Here is a 26,652-nt window from a genome sequence, read left to right as displayed (position 1 = left end):
TACTATGGCAAAAATAGGGACACCACTCTCATCAAGTGCTACCAAAGTATTACTTTGTGGTGCCGGTGAATTAGCCAAAGAAGTTGTTATTGAATTACAACGTTTTGGCTGCGAAGTTATTGCAGTTGATCGTTATGCCAATGCCCCCGCTATGCAAGTAGCCCATCGTTATCATATTATCAACATGCTAGATGGCAATGAGTTAAGAAAAATAATTGAAGCAGAAAAGCCTGATTATATTGTTCCTGAAATAGAAGCAATTGCTACTGACACCTTAGTAGAATTAGAAAAAGAAGGTTTTACTGTAATCCCTACTGCTAAAGCGACGCAATTAACGATGAATCGTGAAGGTATTCGTCGTCTTGCTGCTGAAGAACTTAAATTACCAACCTCTCCATATCGTTTTGCTGCAACTGAAAGTGAATATAAACTTGCGGTTAAAGAAATTGGTTTTCCTTGCTTAGTTAAACCGGTTATGAGTTCTTCTGGTAAAGGACAATCTTTATTAAGAAGTGACGCTGATATTGAATCTTCATGGAAATATGCTCAAGAAGGCGGTCGTGCCGGAAGTGGTAAAGTTATTATTGAAGGATTTGTTGACTTCGATTATGAAATAACGTTATTAACCGTTAGACATATTAATGGTGTTTCATATTGTCAGCCTATTGGTCATCGACAAGAAAATGGTGATTATCGAGAATCATGGCAACCTCAGCCGATGTCGGCAAATGCATTATCTTTAGCGAAAGATATTGCTACCAAAATAACTGAAGCTTTAGGTGGTTATGGATTATTTGGCGTTGAATTGTTTGTAAAAGGTGATCAAGTCTGGTTTAGCGAAGTATCTCCTCGACCGCATGATACCGGCATGGTAACATTAATATCGCAAAATCTTTCTGAGTTTGCATTACATGCTAGAGCAATTTTAGGGTTACCAATACCTTTAATAGAACAATATGGTGCTAGTGCATCAGCAGTATTAATTGCAAATGGTGATTCTGACACAGTTACATTCTCGAATTTAGATAAAGTATTAAGTGAAGCAGACACTGATCTACGTTTATTTGGTAAACCTGAAGTAAAAGGTATAAGAAGAATGGGTGTTGCATTAGCTAAAGCGCCAACTGTAGAAAAAGCGGTTGAAAAAGCTGTTAATGCTATTAAACAGCTAAAAATAACCTTTTAAATAGCCTTTTTGATTAAAAAGCAATCGGTTGAAGAAAAAAAAGCAAATTTTGTAAAATAGGGGTTGACGTAGGCAAGTGAAATGCGTAACATACGCAACCCTTGAGACAGCAAACTAAAACAAGAAATTGTGAAGTAAATTAAAAAGCTGTCAGCTCTTTAAAAAGAAGAAACAGACAATCTGTGTGGGCACTTGCGAGACGAAAAATTAAAAGTCTACGGACTAAAAAAATTAAGTCTTGATAAGTGACACTGAAGATTCATTTGAATAATGTCAGAGACAGTTATTGAGCATCAAACTTTAAATTGAAGAGTTTGATCATGGCTCAGATTGAACGCTGGCGGCAGGCTTAACACATGCAAGTCGAACGGTAACATGAGTGCTTGCACTTGATGACGAGTGGCGGACGGGTGAGTAAAGTATGGGGATCTGCCGAATGGAGGGGGACAACAGTTGGAAACGACTGCTAATACCGCATAACGTTGAGAGACCAAAGCATGGGACCTTCGGGCCATGCGCCATTTGATGAACCCATATGGGATTAGCTAGTTGGTAGGGTAAAGGCTTACCAAGGCGACGATCTCTAGCTGGTCTGAGAGGATGACCAGCCACACTGGAACTGAGACACGGTCCAGACTCCTACGGGAGGCAGCAGTGGGGAATATTGCACAATGGGGGAAACCCTGATGCAGCCATGCCGCGTGTATGAAGAAGGCCTTCGGGTTGTAAAGTACTTTCGGTAATGAGGAAGGTGATGTATCTAATAGGTGCATCAATTGACGTTAATTACAGAAGAAGCACCGGCTAACTCCGTGCCAGCAGCCGCGGTAATACGGAGGGTGCGAGCGTTAATCGGAATGACTGGGCGTAAAGGGCATGTAGGCGGATAATTAAGTTAGGTGTGAAAGCCCTGGGCTCAACCTAGGAATTGCACTTAAAACTGGTTAACTGGAGTATTGTAGAGGAAGGTAGAATTCCACGTGTAGCGGTGAAATGCGTAGAGATGTGGAGGAATACCGGTGGCGAAGGCGGCCTTCTGGACAGATACTGACGCTGAGATGCGAAAGCGTGGGGAGCAAACAGGATTAGATACCCTGGTAGTCCACGCTGTAAACGATGTCGATTTGGAGTTTGTTGCCCTGAGTGATGGGCTCCGAAGCTAACGCGATAAATCGACCGCCTGGGGAGTACGGCCGCAAGGTTAAAACTCAAATGAATTGACGGGGGCCCGCACAAGCGGTGGAGCATGTGGTTTAATTCGATGCAACGCGAAGAACCTTACCTGGTCTTGACATCCACAGAATCTTGCAGAGATGCGAGAGTGCCTTCGGGAACTGTGAGACAGGTGCTGCATGGCTGTCGTCAGCTCGTGTTGTGAAATGTTGGGTTAAGTCCCGCAACGAGCGCAACCCTTATCCTTTGTTGCCAGCGATTCGGTCGGGAACTCAAAGGAGACTGCCGTTGATAAAGCGGAGGAAGGTGGGGACGACGTCAAGTCATCATGGCCCTTACGACCAGGGCTACACACGTGCTACAATGGCGTATACAAAGGGAGGCGACCTCGCGAGAGCAAGCGGACCTCATAAAGTACGTCTAAGTCCGGATTGGAGTCTGCAACTCGACTCCATGAAGTCGGAATCGCTAGTAATCGTGAATCAGAATGTCACGGTGAATACGTTCCCGGGCCTTGTACACACCGCCCGTCACACCATGGGAGTGGGTTGCACCAGAAGTAGATAGCTTAACCGCAAGGGGGGCGTTTACCACGGTGTGGTCCATGACTGGGGTGAAGTCGTAACAAGGTAACCGTAGGGGAACCTGCGGTTGGATCACCTCCTTACGAAGTGCTCGTAAGTGTTCACACAGATTGTTTGTTTAGAAAGAGTCACTTTATTGGGTCTGTAGCTCAGGTGGTTAGAGCGCACCCCTGATAAGGGTGAGGTCGGTGGTTCAAGTCCACTCAGACCCACCAATTCGACTGCTTAAGCTGATGGTTAGCTTGATTGGTTGATGAAGTGAGACAATGGGGCTATAGCTCAGCTGGGAGAGCGCCTGCCTTGCACGCAGGAGGCCAGCGGTTCGATCCCGCTTAGCTCCACCATTAAAGAAATCTCTTTTATCTATAAAAAAATTATGTTTGTATTTATTTGATATTCGAATGAATAGAAAGATAAAGCTCTTTAACAATTAGGAACAAGCTGAAAGAAACGAGTTCTCGTTTTTATGGCAAGCTGATATATGAAAATATATTGGATTGAGATAAGAAAGAGAAAAAAAGCGTAATTTAAACCAAGACAACTGTGAGTTGTAAGGTTAAGAAATTAAGCGTACACGGTGGATGCCTAGGCAATCAGAGGCGATGAAGGACGTGTTAATCTGCGAAAAGCGACGGTGAGCCGATAAAAGGCGCTATAGCCGTTGATGTCCGAATGGGGAAACCCAGTGTAGGTGACTACACTATCATCTGATGAATCCATAGTCAGATGAGGCGAACCGGGAGAACTGAAACATCTAAGTACCCCGAGGAAAAGAAATCAACCGAGATTCCCTAAGTAGCGGCGAGCGAAAGGGGAGGAGCCCAAGCGGGTAGCATAATGTATTAGTGGAAGCGTCTGGAAAGTCGCACGATAGAGGGTGAAAGTCCCGTACACGAAGATGCATTGTGTGGAAGCTTATAGAGTAGGGCGGGACACGTGATATCCTGTCTGAAGATGGGGGGACCATCCTCCAAGGCTAAATACTCCTGATTGACCGATAGTGAACCAGTACCGTGAGGGAAAGGCGAAAAGAACCCCGGGAGGGGAGTGAAATAGACCCTGAAACCGTGTACGTACAATCAGTGGGAGCTTTACCATTAGGTAATAGTGACTGCGTACCTTTTGTATAATGGGTCAGCGACTTATATTCTGTAGCAAGGTTAACCGAATAGGGGAGCCGAAGGGAAACCGAGTATTAACTGTGCGTTAAGTTGCAGGGTATAGACCCGAAACCCGGTGATCTAGCCATGGGCAGGTTGAAGGTTGGTTAACACTAACTGGAGGACCGAACCGACTAATGTTGAAAAATTAGCGGATGACCTGTGGCTGGGGGTGAAAGGCCAATCAAACCGGGAGATAGCTGGTTCTCCCCGAAAGCTATTTAGGTAGCGCCTCATGAGTAACTGTTGGGGGTAGAGCACTGTTTCGGCTAGGGGGCCATCCCGGCTTACCAACCCGATGCAAACTCCGAATACTGACAAGTTTAATCATGGGAGACACACGGCGGGTGCTAACGTTCGTCGTGAAGAGGGAAACAACCCAGACCGCCAGCTAAGGTCCCAAAGTCATAGTTAAGTGGGAAACGAAGTGGGAAGGCTTAGACAGCTAGGATGTTGGCTTAGAAGCAGCCATCATTTAAAGAAAGCGTAATAGCTCACTAGTCGAGTCGGCCTGCGCGGAAGATGTAACGGGGCTAAAACTATGCACCGAAGCTGCGGCAGCGTATTTAGATACGTTGGGTAGGGGAGCGTTCTGTAAGCCGTAGAAGGTGTATTGTGAGGTATGCTGGAGGTATCAGAAGTGCGAATGCTGACATAAGTAACGATAAAGCGGGTGAAAAGCCCGCTCGCCGGAAGACCAAGGGTTCCTGTCCAACGTTAATCGGGGCAGGGTGAGTCGACCCCTAAGGAGAGGCCGAAGGGCGTATCTGATGGGAAACGGGTTAATATTCCCGTACTGGCTATAACTGCGATGGGGGGACGAAGAAGGCTAGGTTTACCACCTATTGGATGGTGGGTTAAGCGTGTAGGGGTGTGATTAGGCAAATCCGGTCACTGATACTCTGAGGCGTGATGACGAGGCACTAAGGTGCTGAAGTAATTGATGCCCTGCTTCCAGGAAAATCCTCTAAGCTTCAGGTTATAGTCAATCGTACCCGAAACCGACACAGGTGGTCAGGTAGAGAATACTAAGGCGCTTGAGAGAACTCGGGTGAAGGAACTAGGCAAAATGGTGCCGTAACTTCGGGAGAAGGCACGCTGATGGTAATTGAAGTCCCATGCGGATGGAGGTGAAATCAGTCGAAGATACCAGCTGGCTGCAACTGTTTAATAAAAACACAGCACTGTGCAAACACGAAAGTGGACGTATACGGTGTGACGCCTGCCCGGTGCTGGAAGGTTAATTGATGGGGTTATGCGTAAGCAGAAGCTCTTGATCGAAGCCCCAGTAAACGGCGGCCGTAACTATAACGGTCCTAAGGTAGCGAAATTCCTTGTCGGGTAAGTTCCGACCTGCACGAATGGCGTAATGATGGCCAGGCTGTCTCCACCCGAGACTCAGTGAAATTGAAATTGCCGTGAAGATGCGGTGTACCCGTGGCAAGACGGAAAGACCCCGTGAACCTTTACTATAGCTTGACAGTGAACATTGAGCCTTAATGTGTAGGATAGGTGGGAGACTAAGAAGTGTGTACGCCAGTATGCATGGAGTCGACCTTGAAATACCACCCTTTAATGTTTGATGTTCTAACCTATACTTCTGAATCGAGGTAAGGGACACTGTCTGGTGGGTAGTTTGACTGGGGCGGTCTCCTCCCAAAGAGTAACGGAGGAGCACGAAGGTTAGCTAATCCTGGTCGGACATCAGGAGGTTAGTGCAATGGCAAAAGCTAGCTTGACTGCGAGAGTGACGGCTCGAGCAGGTACGAAAGTAGGTCATAGTGATCCGGTGGTTCTGAATGGAAGGGCCATCGCTCAACGGATAAAAGGTACTCCGGGGATAACAGGCTGATACCGCCCAAGAGTTCATATCGACGGCGGTGTTTGGCACCTCGATGTCGGCTCATCACATCCTGGGGCTGAAGTAGGTCCCAAGGGTACGGCTGTTCGCCGTTTAAAGTGGTACGCGAGCTGGGTTTAGAACGTCGTGAGACAGTTCGGTCCCTATCTGCCATGGGCGTAGGAAAATTGAGAGGGTTTGCTTCTAGTACGAGAGGACCGAAGTGAACGCACCGCTGGTGTTCGGGTTGTGATGCCAATTGCATTGCCCGGTAGCTACGTGCGGAATAGATAAGTGCTGAAAGCATCTAAGTACGAAACTAGCCTCGAGATGAGTTTTCCCTGATGAGAATCAGTAAGGTCCGTTTGAGACTAAGACGTAGATAGGTCAGATGTGTAAGTGTAGTGATACATTGAGCTAACTGATACTAATGAACCGAGAGTCTTAACCTTACAACTCGGAGTTGTTTTGGATACGCGAAGGTAGAGATTGATTATGAGATAATCAAACAGTTTGTTCCGGATTGAGCGATTAGTGCAGATATGAGATAATGTGCATTAATTGAAGAAAGAGAAGACAGGATATGTCTGGCGGTAATAGCGCGGTGGTCCCACCTGACCCCATGCCGAACTCAGAAGTGAAACGCCGTAGTGCCGATGGTAGTGTGGGTATTACCCATGTGAGAGTAGGGTGCCGCCAGACTTTTAAATATACGAGCCCAGCAGCGATGCTGGGCTTTTTTGCATTCTAAGAATAGTTAAAAATTCTTCTGAGGGTGAGATGAGTTCATTAATCGCTTTTAATAAACCGTTTAATGTTGTGACGCAATTTTCTGCACATGAGAAATATCAAACATTAAAAGATTATATATCTTTACCTGGTTTTTACCCTGCTGGTCGTTTAGACACCGATAGTGAAGGTTTGTTGCTGCTTACTAATGACGGTAAACTACAAGCAAAAATTAGCTCACCAAAATTTAAATTACCTAAAACTTATTGGGTGCAGGTAGAGGGATTAATTGATCGACAAGCCATAGATAGATTAACTCGTGGTGTGCAATTAAAAGAGTTTCATACCGCTCCGGCAATCGTGGCATCACTTGCAGAGCCAACTAATTTATGGCAACGAATACCCCCTATCAGAGAACGCAAAACTATTCCTACTTCATGGATAAGTATTACCATAACAGAAGGAAAAAATCGGCAGGTTAGAAGAATGTGTGCTGCGGTTGGATTCCCGTGTTTACGCTTAGTTCGTGTTCAGATTGGCAAATATAATTTATTCACTCATCAGTTACCGTTAGGCGAATGGCGTTCGGTTGCTATTGGTGATCTTTATCTCCGCTAACCTCATTTAACAGACAATTCTAAAAGAATTATATTTTTTGAAAGATCAAAAGGATCAATTATATGATTCTCTTTGATCGAATCCTTTGGGCTTTATTGTAAAATAAGATAAAATGATCATTAATATTGATCGTGGGATAGATTATTTATGGTTGAACAAAAGAAAGAAGGTTTTTTTTCTCGTTTAAAGAAAGGGCTTTTTAAAACTAAACAAAATATTGGATCTGGTTTTCTAAGCTTATTTAAAGGCAAAAAGATCGATGATGAGCTATTTGAAGAATTAGAAGAACAGTTGATCATTGCTGATGTCGGTTTCGATACCACGCAAAGATTAATTAGCTCGTTAACGCAACAAGCCTCAAGAAAAGAATTAAAAGATGCGGATGCATTACATGATCTATTAAAAAATGAAATGAAATCTATTTTAGATGGTGCTCAGCAACCACTTAATATAGAAAACCATAAACCTTTTGTTATTTTGATGGTTGGTGTCAATGGTGTTGGGAAAACGACAACCATTGGTAAATTAGCCCGTCAATTTCAACAACAGGGCAAATCAGTAATGCTTGCCGCTGGTGATACCTTTCGTGCTGCCGCGGTTGAACAATTGCAAGTCTGGGGTGAACGTAATAACATCCCTGTCATTGCTCAGCATATTAATGCTGACTCAGCATCGGTAATTTTCGATGCTATTCAGGCTGCAAAAGCAAAAAATATCGATGTTTTAATTGCCGATACTGCTGGCCGTTTGCAAAATAAATCTCATTTAATGGACGAATTGAAAAAAATAGTCAGAGTAATTAAAAAGCAAGATGAAACAGCACCTCATGAAATTATGTTAACTATAGATGCTGGGACAGGACAAAATGCAATTAGCCAAACAAAGTTGTTTAATGAAGCGGTTGGCGTAACAGGGATGACATTAACCAAGTTAGATGGTACCGCAAAAGGTGGCATTATATTTAGCATAGCTGATCAATTTAATATTCCAATCCGCTATATTGGCGTAGGTGAAAAAATTGAAGATTTAAGACCTTTTGTTGCTGATGATTTTATTAATGCCCTATTTGACGAAACGGAAGAATAGAGATAAATCATGATCCAATTTCAACGCGTTAGTAAAGTTTATTCGGGTGGTAAACCAGCTTTACAAAATATAACATTTACTTTAGCGCAAGGAGAAATGGCCTTTTTAACTGGTCACTCTGGCGCGGGTAAAAGTACATTAATGCGTTTAATTTGTGGATTAGAAAAAGCTAATGACGGCAAGGTATTACTGAATGGCGTTGATGTTTCCAGCTTGAAAAAAAATCAAATGCCTTTTCTGCGTCGTACCATTGGTATGATTTTCCAAGATCATCAACTATTACTCGATCATACTGTTTATGATAATGTTGCTTTTCCATTAATTATCTTAGGTAAACCTGTTGAAGAAATTAAAAGACGAGTTTCTGCGGCATTAGATAAAGTTGGTTTGATTGATAAAATGAAATTTTACCCAATACAGCTATCTGGCGGTGAACAGCAACGAGTAGGGATAGCTCGAGCAATCGTCAATCGACCTACGGTTTTACTTGCTGATGAACCAACTGGTAATTTAGATGACAAACTCTCAAAAGATATTTTGAAATTATTTGAAGAGTTTAACCAAGCTGGTGTAACTGTGTTAATGGCGACCCATAACATGGGATTGATACGTCGAAAACATCATCGAATACTAAATTTAAATCAAGGACGTTTAGAGGTTAAAAGTTGATGATAAATGCGAAGGTTAAACCATCTAAACAAAAAAACAAAACCAACAACAATAGCTTTTTGGGCCGCTGGCAAAGGCAGATCAGCTACGCATGGCATAATGTGTTTAATTATTTTTACCAAAATATATTTGCTTCTCTGCTGACAATTTTGGTTATTGCTATATCAATTACTTTGCCGACGATAGGCTATTTATTATTGAAAAACGCCAATCAAGCGGCGGAACAGTGGTATCCGACGCCTAATTTAACAGTTTATATTAATAAAACATTAGATTCGGAACAAACTAATGATTTAATTGATAAATTTAAGACTATTGCTGAAGTTGAAAATGTGACTTATCTTTCTCGTGAAGATACACGAGAAGAGTTTAAAACTTGGTCTGGATTTGATGATGCTCTTGACCTACTCGATGAAAATCCATTACCAGCTGTTGCTATTGTTTTTCCAATAGAAGAAGCCAAATCTACCGATAAATTACATTATCTGCAAACACAGTTAAAAAAAATAGCGGGTGTTGATGATGTGCAACTTGATGATAGCTGGTTTACTCGATTAACCGCATTAACCAATATGGTAAAATCGATAGTGTGGACAATCTCAATTTTTATGGTTATTGCAGTATCACTGGTTATAGGTAATAGTATTCGGTTAAATATATTTGCCCGTAGGCAAACAATTATTGTTATGCAATTGATTGGTGCGACTGAAGGCTTTATTTTACGACCATTTTTATATAATGGTATTTTTACTGGATTGATTAGTGCGGTTTTGGCGTTGATTTTATCGAAAGTATTTATTCTTCAAATAGATTCAACCATGTTGCATGTATCAGATGTTTTTGGAACAATGATTAATATAAATGGACTTTCATGGGAAGAAAGTTTGTTAATTGTTTTATTTTCGATGATTATTGGCTGGTTTTCAGCATTTATTGCCACTAAAAAGTATTTGAATAAAACGGTAATAGCTTCATAATTGTATGTTAATTATTTACGATTTTTATCAGATGCTTTAGTGCAAATATAATGATAAAAATGTGAACTAAATCACATTTTGATGGTCTAAGTTTATAGAAAGATTTTAAATTGTTACTGATGTAAAATGTAGCAAAATTAGTTTAATTTAAGGGGGAATTAAATGAGTACTGATTTAAAAATGCAAGCAGGTGCTTTAATCCCACAAGGAAATATTGAATCATATCTTCGTATGATAAATACTTATCCGATGCTAACTGCAGAGGAAGAGAAGTCTTTAGGTGAACGTCTTTATTATCATGATGATGTGGATGCAGCAAGACAATTGATTTTGTCCCATTTGCGTTTTGTTGCGCATATTGCGCGTGGTTATTCTGGTTATGGTCTACCACAAGCCGATTTGATTCAAGAAGGTAATATTGGTTTAATGAAAGCCGTACGTCGTTTCAATCCTGAAATGGGTGTTCGTTTAGTATCATTTGCAGTACATTGGATAAAAGCTGAAATTCATGAATATGTACTAAAAAATTGGCGTATTGTTAAAGTTGCTACAACCAAAGCACAAAGAAAATTATTCTTTAATTTAAGAAAGAATAAACAACGCTTAGGTTGGTTTAATAGCGCTGAAGTCGATATGGTTGCTGATGAACTAGGTGTAAGTCGTAAAGACGTCTTGGAGATGGAATCACGTATGTCAGCGCAAGATATGTCATTTGATATTGATAATGATGACGATGATAATTCAATTGTCGCTCCAGCGCTTTATTTAGAAGATGGTAATTCTGATTTTTCAAAATCGATCGAAAACGATAATTGGGAAAATGACGCAACTGACAAGTTACATGATGCCTTGTCTCAATTAGACGAGCGTAGCCAAGATATTATCAAAGCACGTTGGTTAGATGCCGATGACAGTAAATCAACATTGCAAGTATTGGCCGATAAATATAGCGTTTCAGCCGAACGTATACGCCAACTTGAAAAAAATGCAATGAAAAAACTACGAGTTGCGATAGAAGCATAATTGCTTTTATTAATAACATATAAGCCCTACTTTGGTTAAAAGTAGGGCTTTTTTATATGCTGAATTTAAGTTAGTTTATAAATAAGTTAAGAATTAAAATAACTAGTTAAATAAAATAGTTATATTTAAACTTTTTTATACACTATAGTTTAAGATTAAATAAGATAATCACCAAGAAGTTAACTTTTATACGAGGGATAAAAATGTTAAATAATTTGCTGAGAGTTATTTTACTTAGTCTAATCGCTGTTAGTTTAGTTGCTTGTAATGATAATGCTAAAAATACATCTTCTGATGTATCCATTGATACTGGTGTTATTGAATGTGATCGCTATATAAAATTGGTTCACGAATTACAATTATCATCTAAACTCCCAGCTGATCCTGAAGAATCATTAGAAACTACTATAAATCATTTTAAACAATTGATAGAAAAAAATCCCGAATCAACTAGGAGAGAATGTAATTCTGCCTATACTGCTTTGCGATCAATGAATCGCTAACCATGCAGCTTCTTGAGCATGTAATAAGGCTGTATCAAAGAAAGGAATGGCGTAATCTTGTTGGGATATTAATAAACCGATCTCCGTACAACCTAAAATCACCGCTTCTGCACCTTGTTTAACGAGTTTATCAATAATATTGAGATAAGCTTGCTTAGATTCTAGTTTAATTTGCCCAAGGCAAAGTTCGTCATAAATAATATTATTAATGATTATCCTATCTTGTTCATTAGGGATTAAAACATTTAAACCTTTTTCAATTAATTTTGATTTGTAAAAGTCTTGTTCCATGGTGTACTTAGTACCAAGTAAGGCAACCGATTTTATTTTATCTTTGATCAAATGTTTGGCGGTCACTCCGGCGATATGAATGATAGGAATTGTAATTGCTTTTTGAATTTGGTCTGCAACTTTATGCATCGTATTAGTACAAATAATAATAAAATCAGCACCGGCTAATTCTAATTTTTTGGCTGCATCAGTTAAAATAATTGCGCTTTTATCCCATTCATTATTCGCTTGGCAGCTTTCTATTTCTTGAAAATCGACACTATATAACAGAGTTTTAGCTGAATGTAATCCACCAAGCGATTTGCCAATAAATTGATTAATGACTTGATAATAAGTAACGGTACTTTCCCAACTCATGCCACCAATTAACCCAATTGTTTTCATTTCTAATACTCCATAATATTTTTACTATTAGTGATTAATTATTAGGTATAATTATTAGTATGTAAAGATAATAAATTAGAATGAAATATCATTAACTATCATAATATTGTCGTGAATAAGTTATAAAAAAAGAATTGTAGGCGTTGGTTGATAAATGGATGATTATTATTAATGAAAAAATATAAAAAGTATTTCGCATTGCTCTCATTTGGATTGCTAATGTTATCATTTTCATGTTTGGCTGAACCCAAAGTGATCCATGTGCTGGTTGCGTTATGTGATAACAAATATCAGGCCATCGCTCCAGTACCTGCGGCAATTGGTAATGGTCAAGATCCTAAAAATAATCTTTACTGGGGCGCTGCTTATGGTTTTAAAACGTATTTTGCTAAACAAAAAGAGTGGCAAGTTATTCAAGTTAATAAACCTGATAACGGCAAGATATTAGAGGAGATAATTTATAAACATCAAAGCAAGGATGTCTATCTTATTGCTCAGGCATATGATGGTAAATATATCAATGATACAGTAGATGATTTTATTAGTTACTCAGCTGGGAAACAGTCAGCGTCATTTTTAATCGATAAAACACAAATTGAGGCTGGAGCTAAAGCCAATTTAGTGGTTTACGTTGGTCATGATGCATTAATGGAGTGGTCATGGCGTAATTATTTACCGGATAGTTGGCGTTGGTATACCTTGTCAAAAGCAGAACAAGAAAAACAAAAATCACGCTATGCAGCCGTATTTGCTTGTAAAAGTCAGAAATATTTTACTCCGCCATTATCTCGATTAGGTATTACGCCACTTATTTTAACTTTGCACCGTATGGCTCCTGAAGCTTATAGTATTCATGCTATGATTAGTAGTTGGTTGGATGGTGAAGCAAAAGATGTAATAATGCTTAAAGTAGCAACAGCTTATAGTCAATATCAAAAATTAAGCAAGCCAGCGTTACATATATTTACGACAGAATATAGCCAATAATCGTGTTTAACTACTGTAAATAATTCAACTTGTTCATAAAAGGCCAATAAATATGTTGCAAATACCTAAAATAGTCATTTTAACCGGCGCAGGTATCTCTGCCGAATCAGGATTATCAACATTCCGTGCTCAAAATGGATTATGGGAAGGTCATAATGTAGATGATGTTGCTACTTACGAAGGTTATTTGCGTGATCCGATTGCCGTACATAGTTTTTATAATATGTTACGTAGTAAGTTACAAAATCCTGAGGTGAAACCCAATGCGGCTCATTTTGCTTTAGCGCAATTAGAACAGAAATTAGGCTCGGATAATGTACTAATTGTTACACAAAATGTGGATAACCTTCATGAAAAAGCCGGTTCCAAAAATATCATCCACATGCATGGCGAATTATTAAAAGTGCGTAATGAAAAAACAGGGCAAGTTTTTGCTTGTTATGATGATGTAATTTATCAAGATAACCACTTAATTCGTCCACACATTGTTTGGTTCGGTGAAATGCCCCTACAAATGGATGAAATCTATGATGCGCTATCGAAAGCTGATTATTTTATTTCAATTGGTACTTCAGGAAATGTTTATCCGGCCGCTGGTTTTGTGCAAATGGCTAATCAATTTGGCGTTAAAACGGTAGAACTTAACTTAGAGCCTAGTTTAGGTGAAAACTTATTTAAGACGAAAATTTACGGTCCTGCCAGTCAAGTAGTACCTGAATATATTAAAAACTTTATGTAATGAAATATATCAGTTGAGTTGTTTTAGGTAATTTTTGCCACCTAAATTACTCATTTGCCCGCGGATCCATTCGGCCTTTTTTTGTATCTTATCATCAGGATTGGCCGGACTCCATTTTCTTGGATTTGGTAGTGTAGCCGCTAATAAACTAGCTTGATACGGTGTTAATTGGTTAGCACTGACATTAAAATAGTGTCGAGAAGCAGCTTCAATACCAAAAATACCCTCACCCCATTCAACACTATTTAAATAAATTTCAAGCGTACGTTGTTTTGACCAGATAACTTCAATCCAAACAGTAAACCATGATTCAACGCCTTTACGGATCCAACTTCGTGATGACCATAGAAAAATATTTTTTGCTACTTGTTGCGTTATGGTACTGGCACCACGGATTTTTCTATTTTTTTGATTATAAATTAGTGCCCGATTAATGGCTTTAAAATCAAAGCCCCAATGATCCGCAAAATTTTGATCTTCAGCTGCAATAACTGCAATCTTAATATTATCAGAAATATGATCCCAATCTTTCCAAGTTCGCTGTTGGCTGATATTCCAGTGAGCGATTTTTCTTTCAACCATCAACATCGAACAAAATGGATTAACCCAGCGCATTAATAAAATAAGAAAAACCGAAACTAGCATAAATCCAATCACGATTTTTTTTATTATGCTTAACGTTTTCCTTAATGTAATTTTCATGTTAGTCCAGATACCACTAATTAAAAATGGTTGAATAAACAGTATTCTAATACAAAAAGAGTCAAGTGAGATAGGTTATATTAACCGTTAAATAAATAATTATTTATAAACATAATTATTTGTTCTGGCTCATTAATATCTAATACAGGTACGGATGTATTTAATGGCTCATTACTGGCAACGGCGATGGTAAAATCATCAATAAATAGTGGTTTTGCGATTGTGTTACGATGGCACATGATTTTGGGAATTTGCTCATCTTTAAATCCTTCAACTAATATGATATCAACATCGCTAAAATGGTTAATAAGTGTTTTTAAGTCAACGGGTTGATTGGGTGTTTCCTCAATCAATGCATAACGTTTATCACAAGCAATAATCGTTTGCTGCGCCCCAGCTTTGCGTAGCTCATAGCTATCTTTACCTGGAATATCTAATTCAATATCATGATGGGCATGTTTTAATGAACCTACCTTAATATTTTGTGAAACCATTAACTGAATAATCTTTTTTAACAAAGTGGTTTTACCACTCCCACTATACCCCGTGATGCCAATAATTTTTTTACTATTCATCGACTCTTGCCACTAACATGTTATATTTAAAAGTAGATATTACATTATTTTATACAAGATTAAAGGCAATGGTATGTACGATTTTTTAAATGACTATAATCAAACAGTGCACCCTGATTTATTAAAAGAATTTATCGATATCAATAATAAAAAGTTGAGTGGTTATGGTTTAGATGATTGTTGTAATGATGCCATCAATCACATAAGGAAAATATTAAAATCACCGAATGCTGATATACATTTTATGGCAGGTGGAACCATGACCAATTTGACGGTGATTTCGCATATTTTAAAACCTTATCAAGCGGTGATCGCTGCTGAATCTGGGCATATCAATGTGCATGAAACTGGCGCAATTGAGGCAACAGGGCATAAAGTGGTAACGGTTAAAACCGAAGATGGCAAATTAACGCCAGAATTAATCAAACCTGTGTTAGATTATCATTGTGATGAACATATGGTACAGCCAAGACTGGTGTATATTTCTAATACCACTGAATTAGGGACTATATATAGTAAGCAAGAGTTACAAAATCTGTATCAATTTTGTCAACAAAATCATCTTTACCTTTATTTAGATGGTGCGCGTTTAGCAATGGCATTAGCAGCTAAAGATAATGATATTACTTTTCCTGACTTAGCCAAATATACCGATGCATTTTATATTGGTGGGACCAAAGTTGGTGCTTTTGCCGGTGAAGCGTTAGTATTTAATAATCATAGCATTAATCATGACTTCCGCTTTAATATGAAACAGAAAGGGGCAATTTTAGCGAAAAGTTGGATTATAGCCGTACAATTTAAAGCATTAATGCAAAATAACCTCTATCTTTCCTTAGGTAAACATAGTAATAGTATGGCCGAAAAACTCACAACCTTATTTGAAAAAGCCGGATTTACTTTTGCTGCTAAACCACAAACTAACCAATTATTTGTTAAGTTACCTAATCAATTAGCGCAAAAAATTCTTTCTGTTTATGCCGTGGATAATTTAGGGCAAAGTGATCCTGAACATATTTGCTTACGTTTTTGTACTTCATGGTCCACTCAGGAAGCTGAAATAGAAAACTTTGCTAAACAGTTAACTACGCTACTTAAAGAAGAATAGTGCGCTTTTTTATCGGTAAGTTTAGCTTTGTTGTTATCTAAATTGAGAAATAAAAACATCTAAGGAAAGGGGATTTGAAGCTGTTAAATAGCTAAAAATCCCTTTTTTGTTATGCTGTGATTTAATATAAATAGATTAAAACTTCAACAGAATTGAAAATGTGTTTAGGTGTGAACTAAGTTTGTGATTAGCAAATCAACTAACTGTATTAAAAATACTAATAAACAATAATATGAAACTAAACAAAATTTTAATTTTGAGGAAAGGGGTTTTTTATAGTTTAAAATTACCGATTGGTTATTTGATATGGTTGTTTGAATGATTTAGTTATTTGTTTTGATCATAAAATTGGCATTTTCCAGCATATCTAATGTATTAATATTGGTAAAACTGGCTGGATTGTCGCTAAAATCTACGGCAATGGCATTAATTTGCTGTAAAAATAACATCAATTTGCGATCACCTTCTTCTAAATACTTTTTTAATTGTGGGGCGATGGATTTATTGATTAATAAAATGGTTGGGTGGTCATTTTTGCCATCAAAAGGATAGATAGCTTGATGGGTTGTAGTGAGTTTTGCTAAACGAGTGATAAGATCATCGGGTAAAAAAGGGGTATCACAACTGACAAATAAATTCCAAGTAGTGGGACTGCGTAATAAGCCACTATAAATTCCGGCAAGAGGCCCTAGAAATCCCTGCAAATCATCACAAAATACTGGATAACCAAGCGAGCGATATTGCTCAACATGTCGGTTACAATTAATCATTAGCAAATCGACTTGTGGCTTAATTCGATCAATAACATATTGGTAAAGCGGTTTACCGGCTAATAACATCAAGCCTTTATCCTTACCATTCATACGGTTACTTTGGCCACCAGCTAAAATAATGCCAGTAATTGGCGGTTTTTCCATAAATTCTTTCTCTTTTACATTGCTAAAAAACAAAATAGCATTACTATATAGCAAAGTTATTTTTTAGTCGCAAATAACGTATATCATCACCAGTTTATGAATCTTTGTAAATGCACTATTTAAATTTAAAGTCGAGTATATAATAGATACTTTTTAATATATAGATAGTAACGAAGAAGATTAACATAAAGGTTTATATCATCGTCTTCAACTTAGTTGAATATTAAATAAGGTATTTATTATGAAATGTCATCGTATAGATGAGTTAATAGAATTATTACAACCAGCTTGGGAAAACGATTCAGATCTTAATTTATTACAACTTTTAGATAAATTAGGAAAGGAAGCAGGTTTTGATGGTGATCTTAAAGATCTTAGTGATGAAGTTTTAATTTATCATTTAAAAATGCGTAATTCAGATAAAAACGAAGCTATACCTGGATTAAAAAAAGATTATGAAGATGATTTTAAAACCGCACTATTAAAGGCACGCGGAATTATTGAAGAATAAGGAGAATTAATTAAATGAAAAAAACGCTTATTGCAATTGGAGTATTACTAACCTCTGTGACCTGTTTTGCTGATGAAGCGCCAGCAACTAGTACAAATGATACTCAGCCAGCTACAGCAAGTGCTGCTACACAGGCAGCACCGATTGAAAGTGGCAAACAATATGGTGTTTTGCCATTTCAGCCATCTCCGGATAAAGAAGTCATTGAATTCTTCTCGTTCAATTGCCCTAGCTGTTTTAAATTTGAAAGTGAATATCATGCACCAGAAATGATTGCTAAAGCTTTGCCAGAAGGGATAAAGTTTAGACGTTATCATTTAGAAAACTTTGGCGCTTTAGCTAAAGAGCTTTCTGAGGCATGGGCTATTGCTAATGTTTTAGGTATTGAAGATAAAGCTTCTGATGCGCTTTATAAAGCGGTGCAAACCGATCGTAGAATAAAAACAGCCGATGACATTAAAGCCGTTTTTGCTGAGTTAGGTGTTGATGCTGAAAAGTTTGAGAAAACCCAAAAAAGTTTTTTAGTTAAAGCGTTTATAGCCCAACAGGCAGATGCAATTAAACAATTAAGCCCAGATTCCATTCCAATGGTAGTGGTTAATCGCAAGTTTTTTGTCAACTCACGTGGTCTTAATACCAGTAACACTACTGATTTTATCAAAGACTATGCTAGAGTAACTGCTTATTTAGTTGATTTAGATACGAATGTTGACGTAGAAAAAGGTAAAGCTGAGAGTCAAGAGCAAGCAAAATAATCATTAATTAATGCTTCTACGGTTTTCTAAAAATATTAAAATCCCTTTGTTGGTTTTTACGACAAAGGGATTTTATTTTATTAAAAAGTCTTTATTCTCTTTCTAATGCATAAATTGGATCAAGTTTTGCAGCTCGTTTTGCCGGAACATAACCAAAAATAATACCAATCATAGTGGAACAACTGAAGGCTGCGATAATCGAAATGATAGAAAAACTCATGGCAAATGAGGTAACAAAATAATTAAAAATAAAGCCGATAATAAATGATAGAACGATACCTAAGGTACCACCAATTAAACACACTAACACAGCTTCAATTAGAAATTGTTGTAAAATATCACTAGAACGAGCACCAACCGCCATACGGACGCCAATTTCCCGAGTTCTTTCCGTTACTGATACCAGCATAATATTCATTACCCCAATACCTCCAACAATCAAAGAAATTAATGCGATAGTTGAGATCAACAAAGTTAACACCCAAGCGGAAGAGTTAACGGTTTCTCTTACACTGTCTGAATTAAAGATAAAGAAATCTTTACTACCATGACGTTGCAACATAATTTTATTAATCGCTTGTTCGGCAATATTTAAATCCACATTATCATTTATTCGAACAGTAATACTTCTTAATGATGTTTGCCCAACCATGCGATTAGTTACCGTTGTGTAAGGTAACCAAATATTAAGGCTTTCGTTATTACCAAATCCTTGTTGCTGTCTAGTTGCAACCCCAATAATTCTAACGGGTAATTGGCCAACCATTAGAATTTTACCTATTGGATCTTGATCACTAAACAATCTTTTAACGGTATTTTCATCAATTACCGCTTCTTGGGCTGAGGTCATTACCGCTGTTTGATCGAAGGCAATACCTTTACTGATTGTATAGCCACGTACAGCAAAAAATTGCTCGCCGACACCATTTACAGTCCCTGTAACTGCTAAATTATTAATACGAAAATAGACACTAGTAGAAAGGTTAGGTGTAGTACTATGAACAAAACTTTGTTGAGCTAGAAAATCAGCATCCGATGATCTTAGTGTAGTAATTTTATCGGCATTACGATCACCAAAACCACTACCGGCATAAATTTCTAAGGTACTGGTGCCTAATGAATTAATATTGGAAAGTATTTTCTGCTTTGTTCCTTCCCCTAAAGCAACCATAGAGACCACAGAAGCAATACCAATAATAATACCCAACATAGTCAAAAAAGTTCGTAATCGTTGTGACAACATAGATAATATTGCCATTTTAAACGCATCGCGAAAACGGTAATATTTAGCTGAAAAATTATCTTGAGTTTTGGTTATTTCTATTTGCTTAACTTGTCGATTATTAGCTTGTTCAGAGCAATAATTAGGATTAATTGAATCGGAAATAATATTGCCATCACTAATTTCAATAATTCTTTCGGCACTTTGGGCAATATTGGGGTCATGGGTAACGATAATGACGGTATGTCCTTGTTGATGCAACTCTCGTAAAATAGCCATGACTTCTAAACCACTTTTACGATCGAGTGCGCCAGTTGGTTCATCGGCTAATATAATTTGTCCGCCATTGATTAATGCCCGTCCAATACTTACTCGTTGTTGCTGACCGCCGGATAATTGATTGGGTTTATTATTTATTTTATCGGCAAGGCCTAAACGAGATAAAATGTTGGTGGCACGACTTTGCCGTTGTTCATTGGTCACACCAGCATAAATTGCCGGTATTTCCACATTACCTTGTGCTGTTAAGGCATTTAATAAATGATAACGTTGAAAGATAAAGCCAAAATGTTCACGACGTAACTCAGCTAATTCATCCGGCGATAATTGACTCGTAGTTCGGCCACCAATTGAATAAATTCCCTCTGTTGGCTTATCAAGACAACCAAGAATATTCATTAAAGTCGATTTACCAGAACCAGAGGCCCCTATAATGGCAACCATTTCCCCAGCATTAATGGTTAAGTTGATGCCTTTTAGAACTTGTATAGTAGAATCTCCAGCTGGAAATTCACGAATAATATTCTCAAGTTTTATTAATGGAGTATTATTGTTGGTCATCTTAGAATCTTATCCTTGGCCCTTTGTTATTTGGATTAAATGTTGCACCATTTGCACTGCTAACAACGACAACTTCTCCTTCTTTAAGACCTGATTTGATTTCAACATTAATATTATTATTAATCCCTAAATTAACTTCCCGCTCTTCGATACTATTTTGATTATTCAGAACATAAACGATCGCTTTATTTTTACCAGTATTTTTTTGGATAGCTTGTGATGGAATGGCAAGGACATCTTTTGCTTCTGCTAGCACAATATAGACTTGAGCAGTCATAGAAATACGTAAAATATGATCAGGATTATCGACATCTAATAAGCCGTTATAATAAATTGCACTTTTGGTGGTCGATGACGTACTTGAATTCGCTGAGCTTTCAGTATTAATTGAGTCAGGGGCTGGCTCAATCGCCCGCAGTGTTAGTCCATCAAAACGCTTGTTTGGTTGTCCCAATATAGTGAAATAAACCGGCATTCCTTTTTTAACACCGATAACATCTGCTTCGGAAATTTGTGCTTCAATAGTCATTTTGTCCAGTTGGGCAACTTTAACAATTGTTGGTGCACTTTGTACCGAGTTTACGGTTTGCCCTTGGTCAACTGGAATCGCAACAATAACACCATCAATCGGTGAACGTATTTTAGTGTATCCTAAATTGACTTTTGCAGTATCAACTGCGACTTGAGCACTAACAATATCTGCATCAAGAGCGGCAATATCGGCTTTAATTGCATCAAGATCTGCTTTGGCAGAATCTAAATCAGATTGGACGCCAACCCCTTTTTTAACCAACTTTAATTGACGTTCATAGGTTAATTGATAATTGACTAATTTTGCTTGCTTCGAGGTTCGTTGGGCTTCTAAGCTGTTAAGAGACGCCTCGGATTGTTTAAGATCATTGCTTTGCTTAAGATCATCAATCTCAGCAATCATATCACCTTGTTTAACCTCATCACCGAGCTCAACATACAATTTTTTAATTTGCCCAGAAACTTGCGCACCAACGCTAACTTGTTTGAAAGCACTTATAGTGCCATCAGCAAGTACCGTTTTCTCAATATTCGCTTTAGAGACCGTTGACGTTATATAATTAATATTTGGTTCAGCAGGAAACAAAATTAATTTTGCTATATAAAGCAGAACAAAACCAATAACCGTAATAACGATGGATTTAACGCTTAAGAATTTTGCCAATCTTTTCATCCTTTTATTTCTTTTGTTATTTTTTTGAGCATTGTAACGTATTAATTTAATTTGCGATGATAACTAAAGACAATAAATTGTAATTTTTATGAAAATTAACTAGTTTTGGTGCTAAATTTTGTTTTAAAAAACCCCCTTTCCTCAAAATTTTTTGCAAAAATTTTAATAATCATGTGATAGCAATGTAGATCCGTATTAGGAATTATTGGCGATTGCGTTATAATGGCGCCAATTTTTTTACTGGTTAAAGATATTATAGCAATGGCATTAAAAATAACCGAAAAGTGTATTAATTGTGATATGTGTGAACCCGAGTGCCCAAATGAGGCTATCTCAATGGGGTTTGATACTTATGAAATTGATCCAAATAAATGTACTGAATGTGTTGGTTATTATGATCATTCGACTTGCCAGCGAGTTTGTCCGATTCAAAATGCGATTATTGCCGATCCTGATTATGTCGAAAGCCAAGAGCAGTTATTGGAAAAATTCAAGCAACTAACCCATTCTTTTTAATTAGTTGATTTTACCTCTATGCGTAATTCTTTTGGAATTTCAAAGGTGATATTTTCTGAAATTCCTTCGGTTTCAACCAATGATGTACAACCTAGACTTTTTAGGTGATCGATAACTTGCTTAACCAAAATATCTGGCGCTGATGCCCCAGCTGTTACACCGATAGTCCGAGCATTAATTAGCCACTCAAGATTAATATCGGATGCGAAATCAATCAAATAAGCGTGTTTACTGTTTCGCCTTGCCAGTTCAGCTAATCGGTTTGAGTTTGACGAGTTTTTCGAACCAACTACTAAAACCACATCGGCTTGAGATGATAGCTGTTTAACCGCTTGTTGCCGATTGGTGGTCGCATAGCAGATATCATTTTTACGAGGGCTGCGAATATTCGGAAAGCGATTTTTTAAAGCTGAGATTATCTCAGCAGTATCATCAACGGATAACGTTGTTTGGGTTGTAAAACAGAGGTGCTGGTCGTTTTTTACTTGCAGGTTCTGCACATCTTCAATGGACTCGACTAAATAAATGCCACCTTCAGGATTGCTATACTGCCCCATAGTACCATCGACCTCAATATGACCAGCGTGACCAATAAGAATAACTTCTTCTCCTCGATAGCTTGCTCTAGCAACTTCCATATGAACTTTGGTAACTAAAGGACATGTTGCATCAAATATCCGTAGTTGACGACGTTTAGCTTCATCTCGAACCGCTTTAGATACGCCATGGGCGGAAAAAATAAGGATACTATCATCAGGTACTTCATTAATTTCTTCAATAAATATTGCGCCTAACTCTTTAAGACGATTAACCACGTAGCGGTTATGCACGACTTCATGGCGCACATAAACCGGTGCGCCAAACAGTTCGATTGCTCGTTCAACGATGGTGATTGCTCGATCTACACCTGCACAAAAACCACGTGGATTAGCGAGAATAATCTGCATGTTAATCCATCTTTTTTGGTTTTACATAATTGCTTAGGATAAAGACGCCAATACCTAAACAAATGGCACAGTCAGCAATATTAAAAGTTGGGTAATGCCAATCACCAAAATTAACATCTAGGAAATCAACAACAAAACCATGATAGAGGCGATCGAATAGGTTGCCTAACGCACCTCCTAAAATTAATGCTAATGAGAAGTTTTCTAGTTTTTGTTTATGCTTATTGCGATATAGCATATAAACAATTACTGCACTGACAATAAAGGCAATTGCTGCCAGTATCCAGCGTTGGCCTTCAAATATACTGAATGCGGCACCTATATTGCGGACATACGTTATCGAGAAGAAGGGAAGTAGATTTACTGATTCAAAAAGGAAAAAATTCTTCACAATCCAAAATTTACTTGCGATATCTATAACAAAAACCACTACCGCTAATAATAACCAGTAAAGTCCGTTATCTTTTTTCATATAGTCTATGCTCATTATTATAATACCGCCGACAATCGTCGGCGGTAAATGTACTTAGTTAATTGCTATAAGATTATTTTTATAGCTCTTTTCTATACCTAACACTCACTGTTAGTGGTTAAGCAAAATGTCTTACTTCACCATTGCCATGAATATTTTCTTCACAGCGTTTACATAAGTGAGTGGTTGGATTGTTATCAACAGTATAATGCCAGCAGCGAGGGCATTTATCGCCTTGTGCTTTAGCAAGCTCAATTTTAAGACCTTGAATATCACTTTGTACTGCTTGTTGTGATGCACTGTCTAACGGTTTAACACTTGCTTGTGAAGTCAGTAATACAAATCGTAATTCGTTTTCTAATTTCGCAAGTGCCGTAGCAATTTCGCTATTAGCATAAAGTGTAACTGCTGCTTCAAGTGAGCCTCCAATGACTTTATCATTACGACCTTGTTCTAACACTTTGTTCACTTCACTACGAATAGTTAAAATTTGTGCCCAGTAAGCACTGTTTAGTGTTTCACTATCAGACAGGCTAAATAGTGAGGTATACCATTCATCTTCAAACACAAATTCAGATTTTTCACCAGCAGGTAGATATTGCCAAATTTCATCTGCAGTAAATGATAAAACAGGTGCAATCCAACGAACCATCGCTTGAGCAATATGGTATAACGCTGTTTGACAGCTATGACGGGCAATACTGTCACTTTTCGCCGTATATTGACGATCTTTGATAATATCTAAATAGAATGAGCCCATTTCAATTGAGCAGAATTGCATTATGCGTTGTACCACTCTATGGAAATCGTAGTTTTCATAAGCTTGAATAATTTGTTCCTGTGCTTCTTTAGCCACGCTAACCGCCCAGCGATCGAGTACCACCATATCTTCAGGTTTAACCATATCTTTAACTGGATCGAAACCATTTAAGTTAGCCAATAAGAAACGCGCAGTATTACGGATACGACGATAGCTATCAGCTGCACGTTTGATGATTTCATCTGAATAGCTCATTTCACCTGAATAATCGGTTGAAGCAATCCATAATCGTAGAATATCGGCACCTAATTTATTCATTACCTCTTGTGGTGTAACGATATTACCTAGCGATTTAGACATTTTACGACCTTGTCCATCGACCACAAAGCCATGCGTTAATACTTGTTTATACGGTGCTTTGTTATCAATTGCAGTTGATAACATTAACGAAGACATAAACCAACCACGATGTTGATCTGAACCTTCTAAATACATATCCGCTTCATGTCCTTCAAACTCAGGACGTACGCCAACAACTGAGTAGAATGTTGAACCTGAATCAAACCATACATCTAGCGTGTCTGGTACTTTGCGATAATCATCGGCATCGGGACCTAATAGATCTTTAATATCGGCATCCCACCATGCTTGAATACCATTTTGCTCAACTAATTTAGCGACTTTTTCGACTAATTGTAGTGTGTCCGGATGTAGCTCTTCAGTTTCTTTGTGTACAAATAACGTCATTGGTACACCCCATGTACGTTGACGTGAAATGCACCAATCAGGACGATTTGCCACCATTGTTTCAATTCGAGCTTGACCCCAATCAGGGATCCAACGAACTTGTTTAATCTCTTTTAGCGATTGAGCACGTAAACCTTGTTTATCCATGCTGATAAACCATTGTGGAGTTGCACGATAAATTACAGGTGTTTTATGTCGCCAACAGCATGGGTAACTATGTTCAATATTTTCAAAGTGTAATAGTGCATTGTGTTCTTTTAATAGCTCAATGACTACTTTATTGGCTTTAAAAACGAATAAACCATCTAAACCAGCACCAGTTCCCGGTAAATAACAACCATTGCCTCCCACTGGGTTGGCGACTTCAAGGCCATATTTTTGGCCAACGATAAAGTCTTCTACACCGTGACCTGGAGCGGTATGAACAGCACCAGTACCAGCATCAACAGTAACGTGTTCACCAAGTACAATTGGCTCATCAAAATCGAGGAACGGATGTTTGAAACGTAATAATTCAAGCGCATCACCTTGGCAAGAACCTAAGATTTTCCAATCAGTGATATCAGCACGTTTCATAACTGATTCAACTAAATCAGCAGCTAAAATTAGGCACTCTTTATCGTTGATTTGGATTAATTGATATTCAACCGTTGCATTAAGCGCAATTCCTCGGCTAGCTGGTAATGTCCATGGTGTGGTGGTCCAGATAACCGCATAAATAGTTAAGTCAGTACTAACTCCGAATTTATTTGCTACTGTTTGATTGTCAGTTGCTTTGAATTTGACATCAATTGCCGGTGATGATTTATCATAATATTCAACTTCGGCTTCCGCTAAGGCTGACATACAGTCGGTACACCAATAAACTGGTTTAGCCCCTTTGACTAAATGACCATTTTCAATCACTCTACCTAAAGCCCGAATAATATTCGCCTCAGTATCATAATTCATTGTACGATATGGATTTTGCCAATCGCCAAGTACACCCATACGAATAAAATCAGCTTTTTGTAGTTCAACTTGTGAAGCCGCATAATCACGACAAATTTGGCGAAATTCAGCTGGTGTCACTTTTACGCCTGGTTTACCAACCTGTTCTTCAACTTTTTGTTCTATCGGTAATCCATGACAATCCCATCCTGGAATATACGGGGAGTCATAACCACTTAAACCTTTAGATTTGATGATAATATCTTTAATTATTTTATTAACGGCATGACCGATATGAAGTTTTCCGTTTGCATAAGGAGGGCCATCATGCAAAATAAAAGATTTTTTGCCTTTTTTTACTTGACGGATTTTGCGATAAAGTTCTTTATCATACCAATTTTGCAACATAGCTGGTTCACGTTTAGCAAGATCGCCTCGCATAGGGAATCCAGTTTCCGGTAAATTCAATGTATTTTTATAGTCTGTCATGCTGATTT

21 protein-coding genes, 2 tRNA genes, 3 rRNA genes and 1 pseudogene are annotated in these 26,652 nt (G+C 38.0%); 18 read left to right on the top strand and 9 right to left on the bottom strand.

What is annotated here, in order from left to right:
- Nucleotides 1–4: 4 nt before the first annotated feature.
- The 12 genes and pseudogenes from purT (at nt 5) to AC5LWZ_RS01025 (ending at nt 11,548) form a co-directional block, all read left to right on the top strand.
- A complete protein-coding gene (purT, locus tag AC5LWZ_RS01080) occupies nt 5–1,186 on the top strand; it encodes a formate-dependent phosphoribosylglycinamide formyltransferase (protein WP_198201472.1) in 1,182 nt (393 codons plus the stop codon).
- Nucleotides 1,187–1,488: 302 nt separating this feature from the next.
- Nucleotides 1,489–3,026, top strand: a 16S ribosomal RNA gene (locus tag AC5LWZ_RS01075).
- A 55-nt stretch (nt 3,027–3,081) separates the two neighbouring features.
- Nucleotides 3,082–3,158, top strand: a tRNA-Ile gene (locus tag AC5LWZ_RS01070).
- Between the two features lie 53 nt (nt 3,159–3,211).
- Nucleotides 3,212–3,287, top strand: a tRNA-Ala gene (locus tag AC5LWZ_RS01065).
- A gap of 210 nt (nt 3,288–3,497) precedes the next feature.
- Nucleotides 3,498–6,395: ribosomal RNA gene (locus AC5LWZ_RS01060) — 23S ribosomal RNA — on the top strand.
- Nucleotides 6,396–6,529: 134 nt separating this feature from the next.
- A 5S ribosomal RNA gene (gene rrf / locus AC5LWZ_RS01055) occupies nt 6,530–6,645 on the top strand.
- The 16S, 23S and 5S rRNA genes sit together here with 2 tRNA genes alongside, the layout of an rRNA operon.
- A gap of 78 nt (nt 6,646–6,723) precedes the next feature.
- Nucleotides 6,724–7,290 (top strand): pseudouridine synthase, encoded by a 567-nt coding sequence (locus AC5LWZ_RS01050; RefSeq protein WP_110446885.1) that lies wholly within the window; start codon nt 6,724–6,726, stop codon nt 7,288–7,290.
- A gap of 162 nt (nt 7,291–7,452) precedes the next feature.
- Nucleotides 7,453–8,376: pseudogene (ftsY, locus tag AC5LWZ_RS01045) on the top strand (signal recognition particle-docking protein FtsY); the annotation flags it as partial.
- Between the two features lie 9 nt (nt 8,377–8,385).
- Nucleotides 8,386–9,045 carry a cell division ATP-binding protein FtsE gene (gene ftsE / locus AC5LWZ_RS01040; protein ID WP_065577961.1) on the top strand — a complete coding sequence of 220 codons (660 nt, stop codon included), beginning with the start codon at nt 8,386–8,388 and terminating at the stop codon, nt 9,043–9,045.
- Nucleotides 9,045–10,022 (top strand): permease-like cell division protein FtsX, encoded by a 978-nt coding sequence (gene ftsX / locus AC5LWZ_RS01035; protein ID WP_198247568.1) that lies wholly within the window; start codon nt 9,045–9,047, stop codon nt 10,020–10,022. Before ftsE ends, ftsX begins: the two co-directional genes overlap by 1 nt.
- A 162-nt stretch (nt 10,023–10,184) precedes the next feature.
- A complete protein-coding gene (rpoH, locus tag AC5LWZ_RS01030; RefSeq protein ID WP_086360144.1) occupies nt 10,185–11,045 on the top strand; it encodes an RNA polymerase sigma factor RpoH in 861 nt (286 codons plus the stop codon).
- 203 nt (nt 11,046–11,248) lie between these two features.
- Entirely contained in the window at nt 11,249–11,548 is a 300-nt protein-coding gene (locus tag AC5LWZ_RS01025) for a hypothetical protein (protein ID WP_493463834.1), read from the top strand.
- Here the strand turns inward: AC5LWZ_RS01025 and AC5LWZ_RS01020 are convergent.
- Nucleotides 11,534–12,223, bottom strand: coding sequence for an aspartate/glutamate racemase family protein (locus AC5LWZ_RS01020; RefSeq protein ID WP_110446888.1), 690 nt, complete (start codon nt 12,221–12,223; stop codon nt 11,534–11,536). The two genes, AC5LWZ_RS01025 and AC5LWZ_RS01020, sit on opposite strands and share 15 nt — an antisense overlap.
- 171 nt (nt 12,224–12,394) lie before the next feature.
- Between AC5LWZ_RS01020 and AC5LWZ_RS01015 the strand changes: the two genes are divergently transcribed.
- Both AC5LWZ_RS01015 and cobB read left to right on the top strand, forming a co-directional pair.
- Nucleotides 12,395–13,210, top strand: coding sequence for a hypothetical protein (locus AC5LWZ_RS01015; protein WP_146208305.1), 816 nt, complete (start codon nt 12,395–12,397; stop codon nt 13,208–13,210).
- A 52-nt stretch (nt 13,211–13,262) separates the two neighbouring features.
- Nucleotides 13,263–13,949, top strand: a complete 687-nt coding sequence (gene cobB, locus AC5LWZ_RS01010) for a Sir2 family NAD+-dependent deacetylase (RefSeq protein ID WP_493463833.1) — start codon at nt 13,263–13,265, stop codon at nt 13,947–13,949.
- 9 nt (nt 13,950–13,958) lie between these two features.
- Here the strand turns inward: cobB and mtgA are convergent, their stop codons facing one another.
- Both mtgA and mobB read right to left on the bottom strand, forming a co-directional pair.
- Nucleotides 13,959–14,651 carry a monofunctional biosynthetic peptidoglycan transglycosylase gene (gene mtgA / locus AC5LWZ_RS01005; protein WP_493463832.1) on the bottom strand — a complete coding sequence of 231 codons (693 nt, stop codon included), beginning with the start codon at nt 14,649–14,651 and terminating at the stop codon, nt 13,959–13,961.
- A gap of 80 nt (nt 14,652–14,731) precedes the next feature.
- Nucleotides 14,732–15,226: a molybdopterin-guanine dinucleotide biosynthesis protein B gene (mobB, locus tag AC5LWZ_RS01000; RefSeq protein ID WP_198201838.1), complete on the bottom strand. Its 495-nt coding sequence runs from the start codon at nt 15,224–15,226 to the stop codon at nt 14,732–14,734.
- 73 nt (nt 15,227–15,299) lie between these two features.
- Between mobB and AC5LWZ_RS00995 the strand changes: the two genes are divergently transcribed.
- Nucleotides 15,300–16,334, top strand: a complete 1,035-nt coding sequence (locus AC5LWZ_RS00995; protein ID WP_493463831.1) for a threonine aldolase family protein — start codon at nt 15,300–15,302, stop codon at nt 16,332–16,334.
- A 323-nt stretch (nt 16,335–16,657) separates the two neighbouring features.
- Here AC5LWZ_RS00995 and mobA read toward each other — a convergent pair whose 3' ends face one another.
- Nucleotides 16,658–17,251, bottom strand: coding sequence for a molybdenum cofactor guanylyltransferase MobA (mobA, locus tag AC5LWZ_RS00990; protein WP_198222383.1), 594 nt, complete (start codon nt 17,249–17,251; stop codon nt 16,658–16,660).
- A gap of 241 nt (nt 17,252–17,492) precedes the next feature.
- Here mobA and AC5LWZ_RS00985 point away from each other — a divergent pair, with 241 nt between their 5' ends.
- Nucleotides 17,493–17,762, top strand: coding sequence for a YihD family protein (locus tag AC5LWZ_RS00985; protein WP_065577951.1), 270 nt, complete (start codon nt 17,493–17,495; stop codon nt 17,760–17,762).
- 14 nt (nt 17,763–17,776) lie between these two features.
- Nucleotides 17,777–18,517 (top strand): DsbA family protein, encoded by a 741-nt coding sequence (locus tag AC5LWZ_RS00980; protein ID WP_294883389.1) that lies wholly within the window; start codon nt 17,777–17,779, stop codon nt 18,515–18,517.
- A gap of 91 nt (nt 18,518–18,608) precedes the next feature.
- Here the strand turns inward: AC5LWZ_RS00980 and AC5LWZ_RS00975 are convergent, their stop codons facing one another.
- Together AC5LWZ_RS00975 and AC5LWZ_RS00970 are read right to left on the bottom strand one after the other, a co-directional pair.
- Nucleotides 18,609–20,579: a MacB family efflux pump subunit gene (locus AC5LWZ_RS00975; protein WP_198222387.1), complete on the bottom strand. Its 1,971-nt coding sequence runs from the start codon at nt 20,577–20,579 to the stop codon at nt 18,609–18,611.
- 1 nt (nt 20,580) lies between these two features.
- The gene (locus AC5LWZ_RS00970; protein ID WP_363317473.1) at nt 20,581–21,783 is read right to left on the bottom strand and encodes an efflux RND transporter periplasmic adaptor subunit; all 1,203 of its coding nucleotides are present in this window, start codon (nt 21,781–21,783) and stop codon (nt 20,581–20,583) included.
- 261 nt (nt 21,784–22,044) lie between these two features.
- Here AC5LWZ_RS00970 and AC5LWZ_RS00965 point away from each other — a divergent pair, with 261 nt between their 5' ends.
- Nucleotides 22,045–22,299 carry a YfhL family 4Fe-4S dicluster ferredoxin gene (locus tag AC5LWZ_RS00965; RefSeq protein WP_294883424.1) on the top strand — a complete coding sequence of 85 codons (255 nt, stop codon included), beginning with the start codon at nt 22,045–22,047 and terminating at the stop codon, nt 22,297–22,299.
- Here AC5LWZ_RS00965 and ispH read toward each other — a convergent pair.
- The 3 genes from ispH to ileS form a co-directional block, all read right to left on the bottom strand.
- Complete coding sequence (ispH, locus tag AC5LWZ_RS00960; RefSeq protein ID WP_198222389.1) at nt 22,296–23,246, bottom strand: 4-hydroxy-3-methylbut-2-enyl diphosphate reductase; 951 nt, start codon at nt 23,244–23,246, stop codon at nt 22,296–22,298. The genes AC5LWZ_RS00965 and ispH overlap by 4 nt on opposite strands.
- Before the next feature lies 1 nt (nt 23,247).
- Nucleotides 23,248–23,718, bottom strand: a complete 471-nt coding sequence (gene lspA / locus AC5LWZ_RS00955) for a signal peptidase II (protein ID WP_086360956.1) — start codon at nt 23,716–23,718, stop codon at nt 23,248–23,250.
- Nucleotides 23,719–23,836: 118 nt separating this feature from the next.
- On the bottom strand, nt 23,837–26,644 hold the full coding sequence (ileS, locus tag AC5LWZ_RS00950) for an isoleucine--tRNA ligase (protein WP_493463830.1): 2,808 nt from the start codon (nt 26,642–26,644) through the stop codon (nt 23,837–23,839).
- Nucleotides 26,645–26,652 lie beyond the last annotated feature (8 nt).

The sequence above is a fragment of the Gilliamella sp. LMG 34362 genome, assembly GCF_984569125.1.
The sequence above is the reverse complement of the archived record's forward strand: the minus strand, read 5'-3'. Positions and strand labels throughout refer to the sequence as shown.